This window comes from Peribacillus sp. NPDC056705, from assembly GCF_043656335.1.
The window spans coordinates 12,320-28,313 of sequence record NZ_JBHTYI010000023.1; the positions used below are offsets into that span (position 1 = coordinate 12,320).

At 39.8% G+C, this 15,994-nt stretch carries 13 protein-coding genes; 5 read left to right on the forward strand and 8 right to left on the reverse strand.

Translation table 11 applies throughout. From position 1 onward, the window contains the following. Positions 1–4 precede the first annotated feature (4 nt). The 7 genes from ACFRAK_RS20675 to ACFRAK_RS20705 form a co-directional block, all read right to left on the reverse strand. Positions 5–895 carry a PhzF family phenazine biosynthesis protein gene (locus tag ACFRAK_RS20675; RefSeq protein WP_387704497.1) on the reverse strand — a complete coding sequence of 297 codons (891 nt, stop codon included), beginning with the start codon at positions 893–895 and terminating at the stop codon, positions 5–7. A gap of 444 nt (positions 896–1,339) precedes the next feature. Continuing rightward, positions 1,340–2,311: a UDP-glucose 4-epimerase GalE gene (galE, locus tag ACFRAK_RS20680; protein ID WP_387602905.1), complete on the reverse strand. Its 972-nt coding sequence runs from the start codon at positions 2,309–2,311 to the stop codon at positions 1,340–1,342. Between the two features lie 97 nt (positions 2,312–2,408). Beyond that, positions 2,409–6,011, reverse strand: coding sequence for a CDP-glycerol glycerophosphotransferase family protein (locus ACFRAK_RS20685; RefSeq protein ID WP_394572377.1), 3,603 nt, complete (start codon positions 6,009–6,011; stop codon positions 2,409–2,411). A 154-nt stretch (positions 6,012–6,165) separates the two neighbouring features. Continuing rightward, on the reverse strand, positions 6,166–7,053 hold the full coding sequence (gene galU, locus ACFRAK_RS20690) for a UTP--glucose-1-phosphate uridylyltransferase GalU (protein ID WP_260285161.1): 888 nt from the start codon (positions 7,051–7,053) through the stop codon (positions 6,166–6,168). A 395-nt stretch (positions 7,054–7,448) separates the two neighbouring features. Next, the gene (locus ACFRAK_RS20695; protein WP_387602913.1) at positions 7,449–8,090 is read right to left on the reverse strand and encodes an NAD(P)-dependent oxidoreductase; all 642 of its coding nucleotides are present in this window, start codon (positions 8,088–8,090) and stop codon (positions 7,449–7,451) included. A 529-nt stretch (positions 8,091–8,619) separates the two neighbouring features. Next, complete coding sequence (locus tag ACFRAK_RS20700; RefSeq protein WP_260285163.1) at positions 8,620–9,027, reverse strand: disulfide oxidoreductase; 408 nt, start codon at positions 9,025–9,027, stop codon at positions 8,620–8,622. A 2-nt stretch (positions 9,028–9,029) separates the two neighbouring features. Beyond that, the gene (locus tag ACFRAK_RS20705) at positions 9,030–9,719 is read right to left on the reverse strand and encodes a DsbA family protein (protein ID WP_387704507.1); all 690 of its coding nucleotides are present in this window, start codon (positions 9,717–9,719) and stop codon (positions 9,030–9,032) included. A gap of 313 nt (positions 9,720–10,032) precedes the next feature. Between ACFRAK_RS20705 and ACFRAK_RS20710 the strand changes: the two genes are divergently transcribed. After that, a complete protein-coding gene (locus tag ACFRAK_RS20710) occupies positions 10,033–10,467 on the forward strand; it encodes an Rrf2 family transcriptional regulator (protein WP_260285165.1) in 435 nt (144 codons plus the stop codon). A gap of 45 nt (positions 10,468–10,512) precedes the next feature. Here ACFRAK_RS20710 and ACFRAK_RS20715 read toward each other — a convergent pair whose 3' ends face one another. Then, the gene (locus ACFRAK_RS20715) at positions 10,513–13,383 is read right to left on the reverse strand and encodes an SH3 domain-containing protein (RefSeq protein WP_394572379.1); all 2,871 of its coding nucleotides are present in this window, start codon (positions 13,381–13,383) and stop codon (positions 10,513–10,515) included. A gap of 592 nt (positions 13,384–13,975) precedes the next feature. On the opposite strand from ACFRAK_RS20715, the gene ACFRAK_RS20720 reads away from it, so the two are divergent. From ACFRAK_RS20720 to ACFRAK_RS20735, 4 genes are all read left to right on the forward strand, one after another. After that, positions 13,976–14,581 (forward strand): protein kinase family protein, encoded by a 606-nt coding sequence (locus ACFRAK_RS20720; protein WP_214790017.1) that lies wholly within the window; start codon positions 13,976–13,978, stop codon positions 14,579–14,581. A gap of 34 nt (positions 14,582–14,615) precedes the next feature. Then, complete coding sequence (locus ACFRAK_RS20725; protein WP_387602926.1) at positions 14,616–15,059, forward strand: DUF6376 family protein; 444 nt, start codon at positions 14,616–14,618, stop codon at positions 15,057–15,059. Positions 15,060–15,183: 124 nt separating this feature from the next. After that, entirely contained in the window at positions 15,184–15,612 is a 429-nt protein-coding gene (locus ACFRAK_RS20730) for an SRPBCC family protein (protein WP_394572380.1), read from the forward strand. Then, complete coding sequence (locus ACFRAK_RS20735; RefSeq protein ID WP_394572381.1) at positions 15,613–15,981, forward strand: ArsR/SmtB family transcription factor; 369 nt, start codon at positions 15,613–15,615, stop codon at positions 15,979–15,981. Positions 15,982–15,994 lie beyond the last annotated feature (13 nt).

Genomic DNA, 15,994 nt, shown 5'->3' on the forward strand with positions numbered 1-15,994 from the left:
ACCTTTAGACTTCCACTTCAAATTCTTTAACGTAGACAGCATTCCCTGTGATTTCAATATCGAATGTATCATGGTTTTTGGCAGCCGTAACGCGGACTCTGCCATCCTTCCCGATTTCATGTCCCTGTTCGATTAATAGATGCACCTCATCTTCAAGACCATCCTTTATGTATTTTGCATAATAAGCGCCCATTACACCTGAAGCCGTTCCTGTCACAGGGTCTTCAAGCGTACCTGAAAATGGCGAGGAAAAATGCCGGGCATGCATATGGGCATCACTATCATACGTTTCCAGGCAAAAGGGATGAACTGAAGCTCTTGGCATTTCCTTTAATAATTGCGGAAACAGTTTATTGTTCGCCTTCATCCTTTTGAATGAATCGCGTTCCTTTACCGGAACCAGTAAAGTCCATAAACCTGTACTTCCATAAACGATAGGTAATTCATTTTCAAGATCATCTATATCAAGCCCGAGGGAACTGGCCAAGCTACCCTTATCTCCGCTAAACGCTTCAAACTGTGGCGCGGCCTGCTTCATCGTGATGTATACCTCTTGATCCGCAGTCGTATGGATCTTGATTGGCAATATTCCCGCTCCTGTTTCAATCATCAGCTCATCCTTATCCAGCAATCCCCTTGTCTTCAGCGCATGGATGGTAGCCATTGTCGCATGACCGCAGAGATTCATTTCATGTCCTGGTGTAAAATAACGGATTCTAAGATCCGCAATATCGGACTCCATGGGAAAAGAGGTCTCATTGAACCCCACCTTCAGCGCTATATCCTGCATTTCCTTTTCCGTCAGTCCATCCGCATCTAAAACGACACCAGCCGGATTTCCTTTATTCGGTATACTACTGAACGCATCGTAATGAAAAACCTTTACCATCTTCAAATCTAACATCTCCTATTAAATGAATGGTGCTTCTCTTTAGTAATTCTTTATCTCCATCAAAATCCCTTTTTCGTCCTATACTCAGTGAAATGGCCACTGATTTTATCATTTCCCGCCAGAAGATTCCCTCTTCAAGCGTGTGAAGGGCGAGATGAGTGGCTGTTGGCCTAAGCCAAAGTATTCTTTTGAGTAGGCTGGTCTCATCCCGAATCATGTTTAAGATCCGTTTATGTATGGAAGAAATTTGCGACACTCCTGCCGAATGACTGGCTAGCCGAGACCCCACAGACGCTTGCTTTGATGAGGCTTGGCAAAAATCCGGCGGAAAGGGAGCGGATTTTTGAAATAAGCTGGAATGTTTTCAACTAAAAAACTGCAGGAAAACTCGTATTTCTTAGAGTTTTCCTGCAGTCTGAAAAACGACTATCGAGTCCCAAGGGACCATTAATTCATTTGAGATTTATGCCATTTCCACGCACTTTCAATGATTTCTTCCAAATCTATCGATGCTTTCCAACCAAGTTCTTCATATATCTTATTGGCCGAAGCAACCAGGCGGGCGGGATCTCCAGGGCGACGGTCAGCATACTCGATGGTCGGTTTCACTCCCGTGACTTTTTCACAAGTGTCGATTACATCCTTAACCGAAAATCCTTTTCCATTCCCAAGATTGTAGGTGGCCGTATCCTTCTTCCCGGATAATAGGGCTTGAAGCGCGATTATATGAGCTTGGGCTAAATCCGTTACATGGATATAATCACGGATGCAAGTGCCATCTTCTGTGTCATAGTCCGTACCAAACACGGAAATCTTCTCACGTTGCCCTAATAAATGTTGTAAAATGATCGGAATCAAGTGTGTTTCCGGGTCATGGCTTTCACCGATTTCTGCCGATGCATGTGCTCCGGCCGCATTAAAGTAACGCAAGACGACATAATGAAGTCCATATGCTTTTGCGAAGTCTCCTAAGATCTGCTCTACCATCAATTTCGAGCGGCCATATGGATTAATCGGATTGGTTGGCTGATTCTCATCAATCATATCAACATTCGGTATCCCGTATGTAGCTGCCGTTGATGAAAAAATGAACTTCTTAACATCATGCTTGAGCATGGTATTCAACAATGTAAGAGTTGCACCTACATTATTTTCATAGTATTTATAAGGATCTTGGACAGACTCCCCAACCAAGCTATTTGCAGCAAAGTGCATAACGGCTTTAATGGGATACTTAAGGAAAATATCATTCAAGACCGCTTCGTCCCCTAAATTTCCTTCCACCAGGATGGCCTTCGAATCGACCAGCGAACGAAAACCGGTTGATAGATTATCCAGAATGACAACCTCTTCAGTATTCACTAACTCTTTTACAAGATGACTTCCAATATATCCAGCACCGCCAACGACCAAAATCATATAGAATTTCCCCTTTTACTTTAAGCTTAAATGAATCATTGCCAAATCTCGTAATATTTCATTAGTGGGAGGTTTAATGATAAGAACCTCCCTCATTTTATAAGCATTTATTGAAGGTTTCCATGGCCAATCCATTATATTGGGTGTAATCAAACTTCGCTAGTTTAGGATGATCATTACTAACCATGGTAGATAAGCCCTTTTCCAGCCCATCTATACTATTTTCGACAAGTAAACCATATTTGCCGTTTTCCAAAACGGTTCGGTTAGCCACTATATCAGTAGCCATGATTTCCATTCCTAAAGTCATCGCCTCCAATAAAACCATAGGCTGCCCTTCATAATGTGAAGAAAGAACGAAGCAGTCACATTTTTCCATGAACGAAAATGGATTTTCTAGCTGGCCCAGAAGATGAATGGAATGATTTAAGTCCAGCTCATCAACGATTGACTGCAAATCTTCCTTTAATGGGCCTTGTCCTAAAATATACAGTTTACTATTTTTGTGTTTTTCATGAAAGCCTGCGAAAGCATGAATCAAATTATCTTGACCTTTTTCAGGTGATAATCTTCCCATATTGACAAAGTTAAAATCATTTTTATCAGGATACGGAACGAATTGATTATTCACTTCCAATCCATGGACCTCTTGCACGCATAACGCCTGTTTATCGATCCAGCCTATAGATATCCCATCCAATGATATATGGGCATAAGTACCAAGTTGGGTAACCGCTTCTTTATCAAATTCCACGATCCGGCCATTGAAGCTTGGCCCATTTTCCAAGACCATGGCATCTTGCAGCCCATAAGGATTATCCCAAATATTATAATCGCCCAAGTTAATTTCGGCAGTGCCGCGAACTTCCCGTTCTTTTAACAGGATTGGCTCTTCTATGACTTCGAATGCCCCCGTATTTAACCAGCCTATTTTCTTATTATCGATTTCGAAAAGATAATAGCCGCCTTTGTTTGTTCTGTTATACTTTATGATCCTGACGATTTGCCCTTCAAAATCGATTGCCCTGCTCACTCTTTTGGCCTTGTAGTTCGGATAAGCCTTCGTCCAGATTGTATGGTCCTCCGGATTGGTTATTTTTCCGTACTTCTGATTACCCGTGTTTATTTCCTTCAGCGTCCTATTCCCAATCTTATCAATGAACTTTTTATTGTTTTTATAGTTCCTGGATATTATATACTTTCTTTTCATCATGATTTGCAGCTTGTCATTTAAGCTCATGTCTTCATTGATTGTACAATGTTCAAGCATGGATAAAGCTGAATTATCTATCCAGCCTATCATTTTATCTTTTACAGATATTCTGCTATAAATCGAATGCTGGGTTTTTGCTTCCTTATCGACTTTTACAATGATCCCTTTAAAATCATGACTGCCAGAGATTTTGTACGTGCCTTCAATCTTATACGGCAACGACCAAATATAGTTCGACCGAGGTTTTACTAACCTTGCAATCTTATCCACTTCTTTTTCATAAATGATGCTGTCCGGCAACAGATCAACAGCTTCTTCACTAATCCAGCCAATGATTTGATTGTTATGGCTGAATTTGTAAAAAGTGTTCTGTTCGGCATGGGCCTTTCTTGAAATCACGATTTCAGCACCTTCAAATCGTTCTTCCAGTGGAAATTGATTGGCATTCGAAATTCCCGGAAGGGCATTCCAAACATGATTATCCTTAACATCCCTTAATATCGCCCTTGCTTTGAAGTTTTCTGTGATCAATGCCTTTTCATCATTTTCGATAACCTCAGATTCATTTGGCACGATTTGAAGGATTTTATCCGGGTTGATCGAATTCATTACATAATCAAACTTATAGTAGTCTGCATACTCCAATAGATTCTTTCGGTTTAATTCCATCGTTCCCTCAGAAACACTTACAAGCTTATCAAATCGATTGTATACGGAAAACAGTCCCCTTAGATTGATACGGTGAGGTCTCTTTCCATTAATGATGCGCTCACTATCAGAAAGCAAATCATTATGCATATAACAAACTTTCTTTTTTGCATCTGCAGCCAGCAGATATTTAGCCCAATAATGGCTATAACCGCTAAAATCGATCACAAAATCAAACTTCGTTTTACCGAATAAACGTGCATGCTCTCTAATATAGGCATTTTCCGGGTAAAGCTTCTTCCCTAAGAATCCTCTTTCCCCTCTGTTATGGATGAATTTATCTTTGTAGACTTCCAAAATTTTATACACAGGTAAGCCAGGTTTGAATAGAAAACGCACATTCTTATTAACCTTGCCCATATTTTTCAAAACCTCGTGAGAGTGAGGCGTGGCAGTAAAACAGCTGACATCATATTTCTCATAATCAATATTATTCATTAGATTAAGGAAAGAGGATGTAATTCCGTTATCCCTCAATCCACCTGGATAAATCAATATTTTTTCCTTTGCGGAATCGAGGCCAGTAATTGTGTTCAGCTGTTTCGTAGACTTATTAAAAATATTTTTGACTATTCTCTCTGTTACTTTTCCGTCCTCATGGTTCGTGAATTTCCCTTGCATTTTTTTATATTTATCGGAATATCTCAATTTCACATTTTTAATATCTTTAATGGCCAGTGCCAATTCTTTTGAGTTAAAAAGCATCGGTCCCGGGAGTTCATCATTTTGGAGATATTGACCCCTTTGCTCAGCATAAACGTCCGTATCCCATGTGTAGAACAGAATTGGCTTATCGGTAACAAGGTAATCAAAGAAGATGCTGGAATAGTCCGTGATAAGTAAATCGACTGCAGCAAGCAATTCATTTGTATCCACATGATCAGGTATTAGTCGATCCTTGATTTCCGAATGCTTAGTGGCTTCTTTATAAAGATAAGGGTGCACCTTAATCAATATATTATATTGTTCACCGACTTGACTTTGTAAATCATTCATATCTGCAATAATTTGCAAAAGATCGTTATCCACTTTAGCCAGATTCGTCCCCTTCCAAGTCGGGGCATATAAAATACTTTCCTTGGCATCGCTGATTTTCAAACCTAGATTTCTTAGATAATCCTTATACTCCCCCGGATTCGTGTTCAGCGTCAAATCGATCCTCGGATATCCTTCTTCTATAATTTCACCTTTATACAAACCATTCAGTTTATAGCTTTTTGTAAACATATTAGTAGTATGGGCATTAGGGCTCAAGATGAAATCCGCACTCAAGAAGTTCCTGACAACGTTTTGAGAATGTGAAGGGTTACCGGGTATATCAAAGCCCATATTTTTAAGGGGCGTTCCATGCCAGGTATTGATGTAAATTTGCTCGCTTTTAGGGATGAAGAAAGACTGGAATGTGGAGTTATTGATTAAATACTCACTTGTTGCAAGCCATTTTAAATATTCCTTTGAATTGCGTTGAACGAATTGAACATTCGGCATATCCTTATACTTCGCCATTACACCTGAAAGGACATTGAAATCCTGGATGGACCAAATGTGCATGAAATCTTGATAGTCCTGATTTTCCAGCATATATTTAAACATCGCGTATGGACTGTCAGTCATACTGTTTCCATCACGACTCTCATATAGAATGGTGTTTTTTTGCACGCTTAATTTCTCATAATACTTTGCATATTTATTTACACGCTGATGATTTTCCTTTAATAAGAAATTGGCGATAGGCTGTTTAAGGAAATCTACTTTTCTTTTTATTACCTTCTTATTCACTGAATAGGCATCCCCTTTTATCGATTTATTCACCATTCAAAATTATGTTTGCCGTTCATTAACCCAAAATAACAACTATGAATGATCAATAGTTGGAGATTTTTTAAAATGATTACTCTATTAAATTTAAAGTGTATGAATGGGCAGTAAAAGTTTATTTGTCCACTGCCTTATGCAGGTCGAGGATATTTTCCATTATTTTTATGATATCATCCCTTAAATCAGGACGTTGCAGGGCAAATTCAATGGTCGTTTTCACAAAACCATCAACAACACCGACATCAAAGCGTTTTCCATCAAAATCGTAAGCGAAGACTTTTTGGATTTCATTCAGTTTTTGGATGGCATCCGTTAATTGGATTTCACCGCCGGCTCCTGTTTCCTGCTTGGCCAGGAAATCGAATATTTCCGGAGTCAGGATGTATCTTCCCATGATGGCTAAATTGGATGGTGCCGTTCCTTGTTTTGGTTTTTCGACGAAACGGTTCACTTCGTATCTTCTGCCTTCTTGCGTAAGCGGGTCAATGATGCCGTATCTATGTGTTTCGTTCTCATTTACCGGCTGCACTCCAATGATCGACGAACCTGTCGCATCATATTCGTTGATTAATTGACGTATGGAGGGCACATCGCTTTCCACGATATCATCGCCTAAAAGGACGGCAAAAGGCTCATCACCAATAAAATTACGTGCACACCAAACAGCATGTCCGAGGCCTCTCGGTTCTTTTTGCCTAATGTAGTGGATATTAGCTAAATTGGATGGGTATCTCACCTTCTCCAATAAATCGAATTTCCCTTTTTCACTCAAGTTATTCTCAAGTTCATATGCATGATCAAAATGGTCTTCTATCGCTCGCTTATTCTTTCCTGTGACGATGATTATATCTTCAATTCCCGCTTTCACGGCTTCTTCTATAATATATTGAATAGTTGGTTTATCGACTATTGGCAGCATTTCTTTAGGCATTGCCTTCGTTGCAGGCAAAAATCTAGTTCCCAATCCTGCTGCAGGAATAATCGCCTTTTTAACTTTTTTCATACTTTGTAACTCCTTCACATTAAGATAAATCTACAAAAAACACCATTTTTTTCTGAATCATCCTTTTTATAGTAACATAGACTCGTATATTGTAAATATATTAACAAAAAAAATACCCTTCTTTTGTAAAAACAACCATAATTTTAACTGCCATTCCATGCAATATCCCGCTTTCTACTTGAAAAAAATAAGGCCATTCCTCAATATTTCAGGAAATGGCCTTATTTTTTTTCACTATATGACTACTAGGTCCAAGGACCTGATTATTTAGTTCGACTTATCAATTCATTCGTTTTTAACAAGTCGGGATCTGTTGGAATCAACAGCCTGCCTATAATTCATACATTTCAACGCAAAAAAAATGGACGTCACCACAAGGAGCGACGTCCACTAAATTATTCAGCTTCGGCAACAACGGTAAAGCGTTGGTTGATGTGCTGCGGGTTTTCAATTTCATCAAGTACCGCAAGGGCAAAATCGGCATAACTTACATAGCTTTCACCCTTTGAGTTTACAAGAAGGTTGTCTTTGCCCAATGTATACCCACCTGTTCTATTTCCTTGCGGATCAAAGAAAGCGGAAGGGCTGATGAACGTCCATTGGATGCCAGTGGCATTTTGTAGATCGCCAAGGTTCTTGGATTGATTATAGGCTGTTGCATAGTACTCTTTAGGGAACTCAGGCGTATCCAATACACGGATCGTTTTTGCCTCGTCAACGAAAAGGCTTCCAGCTCCGCCAACAACGATCAGTTTAGTTTGAGGAGCCCCTTTCATGGCCTCAATCAAGATTTTTCCTGCCTCGACATGCAGATGTTCTTTCCCTGGAGCAGCGCCAAATGCATTCACTACCACATCGAATCCATTAATATCTTCAGCTTTCAGATCGAATACGTCTTTTTCCAGCACGGATGCTCCTTGAATTTGGACTTTAGCTTCATCCCTGACAATGGCCGTAACATCATGTCCCCTAGTCAATGCTTCCTTTAAAATCAGACTTCCAGCTTTTCCGCTCGCACCAATAATACCGATTTTCATTTTAAATTCCTCCTATATATTGTTTTTGGAACTTCAATTGTAACTTAATTACTTACATGTAATAATATAAGTTACAGGTTGCTATTTTGTCAACTTTATTATTTAGAGGAGTTCGGAGATATATTCAGTTTCGGGGATATATCCTGGTTTTTCGTCGATATTTTGCAGGTTTCGGAGATATATCCTGTTTTTCGTCGATATTTTGCAGATTTCGGAGATATATCACGGTTTTTTGTCGATATATCGCAGGTTCCGGAGATATATCACGGTTTTTCGTCGATATATCGCAGATTTCAAAGATATCTCCTGATTTTTCATCGATATTTTGCTATTTTCGGAGATATATCCTGGTTTTTCGTCGATATATTGCAGCTTTCGAAGATATATTTTGGTTTTTCGTCGATATTTTGCTATTTCCTGAGAAATATTCGATTTTTTCGTCAAGATATTGCAGGTTCCGGAGATCTATCCTGATTTTTCGTCGATATATATAAAAAAGCACCATTCATTTTAGAATGGTGCGCTTAAATTAGCTGTTTTTCTTTTTCATTAGCAGTCCCATGCAGATTGTGATGAGAGTAAACGCGATAAAGGCCAAAAACGGGATCGTGATGAATCCTAGCCAATTTATATATTCACCTGAGCAGGGAACACCGCTTTGACACATTTCGAACTGCTTTAATGCTGGGATTTTTTGCAGACTATAGTGATATCCTGACACCAACATGCCCAAAATCGATAATGGGAGGATGTATCGGTAAACTTTCAGGTCTTGCTCATAAAAGGCACGTCCCAATAAAATAATGAGCGGGTACATCAAGATCCTTTGATACCAACAAAAGGTACAGGGTACATAATGGAGAATCTCACTAAAGTAGAGACTTCCAGCAGTGGCGATGATCGATAGGATCCAAGAAAATAATAGTGGCTTGTTCATCACTATTTCTCCTTCGCTGCATCATCAACCATTTTCTCTAAATCATCAATTGTATTTCCTTCAAACTTCTTGCCATTGACAAATAAGGAAGGAGTTCCGGAAACGCCCAATTCGTCGGCCAAATCCATATCCTTTTTCCATTGGTCCTCGGAATTGCCTGCTTTAAAAGAGGAAACGACTTTTTTCACATCTTTGGCATTTGCGATTTCTTTCAATGCTTCTTCTAGGAATTTGTCCGTAAACACATCTTCCTTTTCATATTTCAGGTCCTCTGGCTGCTTATCGTACAGAAGCTCATGGAATTTCCAAAAGGTATCATTTCCTAATTCCTGATAAACACTTTCCGCAAATTTAGCGGATCTGGTTGAATCGACGTTAATGAACGAATAATTCATGAAATAAAATTGCGCTTTTCCTGTATCAATCAATTCGCTTTGTATGGAAGGAAAGAATTGCTCCTCGAATGTCTTACATACTGGACATTTATAGTCACCAAATTCGACTATTTGGACAGGTGCTGATTTTTCACCCAAATAAGGCTGTGATTTATAATCGATTTCTTTAACGGCTGTATCTTCGTCCTTCCCATTTGCCAAAAATATAAAGCCAATAATGATTACAGCGATTAACCCTATCATCCAAAACGTGAATGCAGAAGATTGTTTTTGATTACCCTTTTTTTTATTAGCCATCATATACCTCCATCACTTGTAGTTGTGTCGATATTTCTTCACCAGCCATAGCGGCCGATTTCGGTTCCCCCCTCCTGTTGCTTTCACCTGTAACTGATTCATTTACACGTTATAATATAAGTTTCACCATGCTGGTTTGTCAATTACACATACTTTTTATTTTTGCCTTTGCAGAAACGGCGTTACTTGACAAGGATACGGTTAATGGATAAATATTATTCTTGCAGGCCATTATAACTTGTAACCACTTGAATTACATGTTAAATAATTTATACTATATAAGAATAGAGATTTTAAAGGAGAGAAAAAAGAGATGTCCATCAGTACCCGCTTTTCCGTAGGAATCCATATATTATCTCTTTTAGAAATAAACAAAGAAGGCGTTAACACTTCTGATTTTATTGCAAAAAGTGTAAACACCAACCCAGCCTTAATCAGAAAAATCACCGGCATGCTGAAGAATGCAGGTTTAGTGAACGTTCGTCCGGGTATCGCCGGAGCAACTTTGGCCAAGGAATTGTCGGATATCACTTTGCTTGATGTTTATCAGGCTGTCAACGTTGCCTCGGATAAAGAATTATTTGGAATCCATGAAAATCCTAATCCAGCATGCACTGTTGGAAGAAATATACAAAACACAATAGAGCCCATCTTTTCAGTTGCGGAGCTTGCCTTGGAAAAAGCATTGGGAGTGGTAACGATCGAGGATGTCGTTAGGGGTATTCTGGAAAAGGATAAAACCAAATAGCAAAAAAAAACACATGAGTCGGACTCATGTGTTTTTTTACCATTATTATTTATACTTAGGAACTTCAATGGTCAATTTATAGGAATCTAGTAAACTATACAAATTATAAATCTGTTTCACTTGTTTTGTTGCCCAGCCAATATCAGTCGCATATTGGTGTGAAGCATATCCATATTTCTCTGCAGCCGTAGGATTCCATCTCATTTTGTAAAGCGTGTCCTGTCCAGCAGAGATATATCCTTTGGCGATGAATTCGGCACCGCCTATGATGGCCGCCTCCGGAGTGAACCAGCCAGCATTATAGGCGTATTGAGCGCCGCTGCTTAGCGCCGTTCCGTCAAATGCTCCCACTCCATACATATTATAGACCGTTTTCCCGTTAACCTTTACGCCAGTCGCTAACGGTGATGTGCCATTCCCGGTCTCCAGCAAAGCATGTGAGATCAGGTAGATTTCATTAACCCCATATTTCTCCCCTGCCGCAGTGAAGGTTGCAGCTTGGCCTTGCAGAATCCCTTTTCCTGAAAGGATTCTATTATTCACTTCAGAAACGTCCATGTTGGTGACTTGAGAGAGCTTGACGAATTGGAATGATTTGATTGGATCATCCACAAAATTATTGGGGTTAAGATTATATTCTATATCTTCCGGACTGGCATTTACCCATGTCTTGTTATAGTCCACCTCATACCAATAATATCCGTCAGAGCCCTTTACTTTTGATTTAATATTCAATGATTGATTATTGCTGACAGGACCGACTACCCAATAATTAGATCCAGCTCCGCCCCTGACACGCCAACCGGTTCCTTTAACCGTACCTTTTGTAGAATTGATTAAAGTTAATCCATCTTCGCGTATGTAGGTTTTATAATTTTTATCCGTTTGACCATTTACGGCCATTTGAATTTCAACCATCTTTTCCATCGTAAGATCATATTCTTTATCGATCCTGATTATCGATCCATTCGAACTTCCTGGACCTTCCGGTGCTTTGACCGTTAAATATTGCGTACTCACATATCCCGTTTTTCCATTGGCCGTGACTCTTGACCAGCCATTTGATTCTGAATACACCGTTACCGCCGTATTGTTTACAAGCTTGGCTATAATTGAAGCGGAAGCTGATGCTTGTGACCGCATATTCAGACTGGAGCCATCATTCACATTTACATATTTAATTAACGTGTTTTCTTCTCCGTCCGGATTCTGCTCCGGTAAAGAACCAGGCTTCGTTGCTGATAGATATTGCGAATTGACATAACCTTCTCCGCCATACGCTTTAACTTCTGACCAGCCATTTGATTCCGAGATGACTTCTACCTCTACACCCCTTGCCAATTTCACAATGACGGAAGCACTTTCTGACGGCTTATTCCGCATATTCAGTGAACCCGAGCTGACATTTACATATTTCGTTATCGTTTTTTCAGGTATGGATGGATTGGAGTCCATTTCAGGTTTTGTCGTTGAAAGAAAGTCAGTACTGACATACCCTTCAATCCCATTGGCCTTGATCTTCGCCCAACCTTTGGATTCCGAATAGACCGTCACTTCCGTTCCTTTTGACAGCTTTGCGACTATACTCGCGCTATCTGACCCGCTTTTTCTCATATTGAGCGTTCCTGAGCTGACATTTACATATTTCGTCGTCGTTTTTTCAGGCGTTACTGCCGTTGATCCCGTTCCTGGTTTTGTTGTCGATAGATATTTGGCACTGACATGGCCGTCTTTTCCATTTGCTTTGACTTTGGCCCAGCCATTTGATTCCGAATAGACCGTCACTTTTGTTCCTTTTGAAAGCTTTGCGACTATGTTCGCACTTTCCGATCCGCTTTTTCTCATATTGAGCGTTCCAGAGCTTACGTTTACATATTTCGTCGTCGTTTTTTCAGGCGTAACTGTCGTTGATCCCGCTCCTGGCTTTGCCGTCGATAGATATTTGGTGCTGACATATCCGTCCTTTCCATTGGCTTTGACTTTCGCCCAGCCATTGGATTCCGAATACACCGTCACTTTCGTCCCTTTTGAAAGGATGGCGACAACGCTTGCGGTAGCTTTTCCGCTTTTCCGCATATTCAGTGAACCCGTGCTCACATTCACATATTTCGTTGCCGTTTTAGCCGTTACCTCAGCTTTGGTCACCGTTCCTGGTTTCGTTGATGATAGATACTTCGCACTGACATATCCTTCTTTTCCATTGGCTTTGATCTTCGCCCAGCCTTTGGACTCCGAATACACCGTTACCTGTGTGCCTCTTGTCAGCTTTGCGACTATGCTGGCACTATCTATCCCGCTTTTCCGCATATTCAGTGAACCCGTGCTCACATTCACATATTTCGTTGCCGTTTTAGCCGTTACCTCAGCTTTGGTCACCGTTCCTGGTTTCGTTGATGATAGATACTTCGCACTGACATATCCTTCTTTTCCATTGGCTTTGATCTTCGCCCAGCCTTTGGACTCCGAATACACCGTTACCTGTGTGCCTCTTGTCAGCTTTGCGACTATGCTGGCACTATCTATCCCGCTTTTCCGCATATTCAGTGAACCTGTGCTCACATTCACATATTTTGTCGTCGTTTTATTCGTTACCGCTGTTTTCGTTAAAGTCCCTGGCTTCGTTGCCGATAAATACTTCGTACTGACATATCCTTCTTTTCCATTGGCTTTGATCTTCGCCCAGCCTTTGGACTCCGAATACACCGTTACCTGTGTGCCATTTGCCAGCTTTGCAACTATGCTTGCATCCTCCGCCCCGTTTTTTCTCATATTGAGCGAACCGGAACTTACATGTACAAACATGACGTCTCCTATATTCGCCTGTTCCGCATGTAGTGGAGCTGCAGATATTTTTTCTTCGAAAGCAACGGTAGACAACACTGCAAAACAAAAAGTTGGTATAATTAATTTCTTCATCTCATTCTCCCTACTAAAGAATTATATTTCTAACATTTATTTAAATATCGGTTAAAATAAGTATAATAATATAGGCATATATGCTCATTCGTCTAAAATATATCATATTCCGTTAGAACTACAGGGAGATAAAGGAGATTGTAACATAATAGTAAACTAAGATACATTTAAGTAATAAAATAGAAACATTTGCAATGATGGGTATGTATCTGGCAAACAAATGATCAATATAAAGTATATTGATATAATTACTGACCACTCAAATTAATGCTTTTGAGACGAGCATCTTCCTTCCTTTACTGAATATATATAAAGGGTGGGCACACGCTCCTTATATTTGACGGATTGAGGCAATAACCTATATAATTACTGTATATAACTTATAAGAATCCTTCTGTTAAGGGGAGTAGCTATACAATAAAGTCGTCAGTACAGGATTTAATCCTCGGCTTTATTGGCAACTGATTTTAGTTGTTTGCAAGACCTTGCCGATTATTTGGTGAGGTCTTTTGATTTTTAAAAGACGGTATGACCAATAATCGGTTATACCGTCTTTTTTGATTCGAAAAATTGCACAATAGAGGTGAAAAGTATGCAGAACTATAATGAGTTAGCTCAAAGCGTTAAGATTTCCGATGATAAAAAGCATATATTGCTTGATGCCGACCCATCTTTATCACTTATCGGAAAAGGCCGAAGCGCATATGTATTTAAAATACATTCCACCAATAAGGCACTTAAAGTGTTTTTCCCGGATCATACTCACACAGCTAAAGTTGAAGCTGAAATATACAAAACCGTCCAATCCATCGAATACTATCCAACCCTATATGATGCGGGGGTAAATTACCTGGTTATAGATCACATTGAAGGCAACACTCTTTTTGAATGCTTAACATTGGGAATCCCGATAACGGAAGAAAACATCGCGGAGATAGACCATGCCCTGCAATTGGCAAGGAAAGAAGGATTGAACCCTTCGGATATCCATTTACGAAACATCTTCATCACCTCCGAAAAAAAGGTGAAGATCATTGACGTTGCAAGGTTTAAGCAAGTGAAATCCTGTAATCAGTGGCACGACTTGAAAAGTGCATTTCACCTTTTCTATTCGAAGTCATTTTTTCCGAAGAAGATCCCCAGCTTCATACTGAATTCCATTGCAGCGATTTATAAAAAGAGATTTCTGCCCATCTGATCCTTACCATAAAAAAATCACATTGGAGGCATATATGAAAAAAATAATGACCATTGCTCTACTGTCCATACTTACATTAAGCGGATGCTCAGCTTTAGAAGAAGTCAATTCATCATTGGAGTATGCAGATCATGCGACGGAGTATGTAAATACCGTTAAGGAATTTGCCAATGAGGTGCCTGCATTGTCACAGGACGCCGTAACGAATGGCGAAGCAAGAGCAAATCTTGAAAAAGAACTGGAATTGATGAAAACGGAAATTGAAGAATTCAATGCAATGGAACCACCCCAAATCGCTGAAGGCATCCATGAGAAGATCGTCAGCTCGAATCAACAGCTTTCAGATGGAATTGAATTATATCTGAATAATATTGAAAATGGCCAAATTGACCCTAAGGCATTAGAAGATTCAGAGATAATGAATTCAATCGATACTATAACAGGATTGGCAAAACAAATTGAAGAATTGGGGAATTAAGCATCCTGCAATGAATAAAAAAGAATCACTTGAAACAAATTATTGACATGAAACCAAAAGGTTTTATATAATCAACAAAGCGAAACCAATTGGTTACATATTTCAGTTAAAAAGGAGAATCAGTATGGAAAATCAACATACACTACAGGACATCAAGAAGACAGTTATTCTTGAAGCCCCTATCCAACAAGTTTGGGATACAGTTTCGACTGCAGAGGGCATAGCTTCATGGTTCATGCCAAATGATTTTCAACCGAAAGTGGGACATGAGTTCCATATGCAATCACCTTTTGGTCCATCTCCTTGTAAGGTGACGGAGTTAGATGCTCCTCATCGTCTTTCATTCAGTTGGGATACGGACGGTTGGTTCATTTCCTTCATTTTAAAAGAACTGGACGGCAAAACGGAGTTCACCCTTATTCATGGTGGTTGGAAAGAGCCTGAAACGATTCTTCCGAGACCGAATGAAAAAAGCTCAGTGATTCGCGAGAGAATGGATCATGGCTGGGAACAGATTGTTCATGCAAAACTTAAAAAGGTTGTTGAGGGCTAAGTGTCTGCAGCAGAAAAACATGATGTATTTCAGGCTATCGCCGACCCAACCCGCCGAAAGGTCCTGCAATTGCTTGCTGAAGGGGATTTACCCATTTCAGAAATCACTTCTCACTTTTTCATGAGCCGTACAGCGATTGCCAAGCATCTTCATATCCTTTCTGAAGCTGAATTGGTCAGTGGCCGGAAGGTAGGCAGACAGAAACGCTTTCGGCTTCAGCCAGAACCTTTAGCGGAATTGAAACAGTGGCTTTCTTTTTACGATCAATTCTGGGATAACAAATTATCCATCCTTAAACATGTGATTGAACATTCAGGGGAAAATGGATTGAAAGTCATCGATAAAGAAAAGGACATGGATGAACCTTAATGAAGAAAAACCC

Coding starts and splice junctions, on each gene's coding strand:
- ACFRAK_RS20710 (WP_260285165.1), top strand. CDS start 10,033: ATGTCCATCAGTACCCGCTTTTCCGTAGGAATCCATATATTATCTCTT.
- ACFRAK_RS20725 (WP_387602926.1), top strand. CDS start 14,616: ATGAAAAAAATAATGACCATTGCTCTACTGTCCATACTTACATTAAGC.
- ACFRAK_RS20695 (WP_387602913.1), bottom strand. CDS start 8,090: ATGAAAATCGGTATTATTGGTGCGAGCGGAAAAGCTGGAAGTCTGATT.
- galU (WP_260285161.1), bottom strand. CDS start 7,053: ATGAAAAAAGTTAAAAAGGCGATTATTCCTGCAGCAGGATTGGGAACT.
- ACFRAK_RS20715 (WP_394572379.1), bottom strand. CDS start 13,383: ATGAAGAAATTAATTATACCAACTTTTTGTTTTGCAGTGTTGTCTACC.
- ACFRAK_RS20705 (WP_387704507.1), bottom strand. CDS start 9,719: ATGGCTAATAAAAAAAAGGGTAATCAAAAACAATCTTCTGCATTCACG.
- ACFRAK_RS20700 (WP_260285163.1), bottom strand. CDS start 9,027: ATGAACAAGCCACTATTATTTTCTTGGATCCTATCGATCATCGCCACT.
- ACFRAK_RS20730 (WP_394572380.1), top strand. CDS start 15,184: ATGGAAAATCAACATACACTACAGGACATCAAGAAGACAGTTATTCTT.
- galE (WP_387602905.1), bottom strand. CDS start 2,311: ATGATTTTGGTCGTTGGCGGTGCTGGATATATTGGAAGTCATCTTGTA.
- ACFRAK_RS20720 (WP_214790017.1), top strand. CDS start 13,976: ATGCAGAACTATAATGAGTTAGCTCAAAGCGTTAAGATTTCCGATGAT.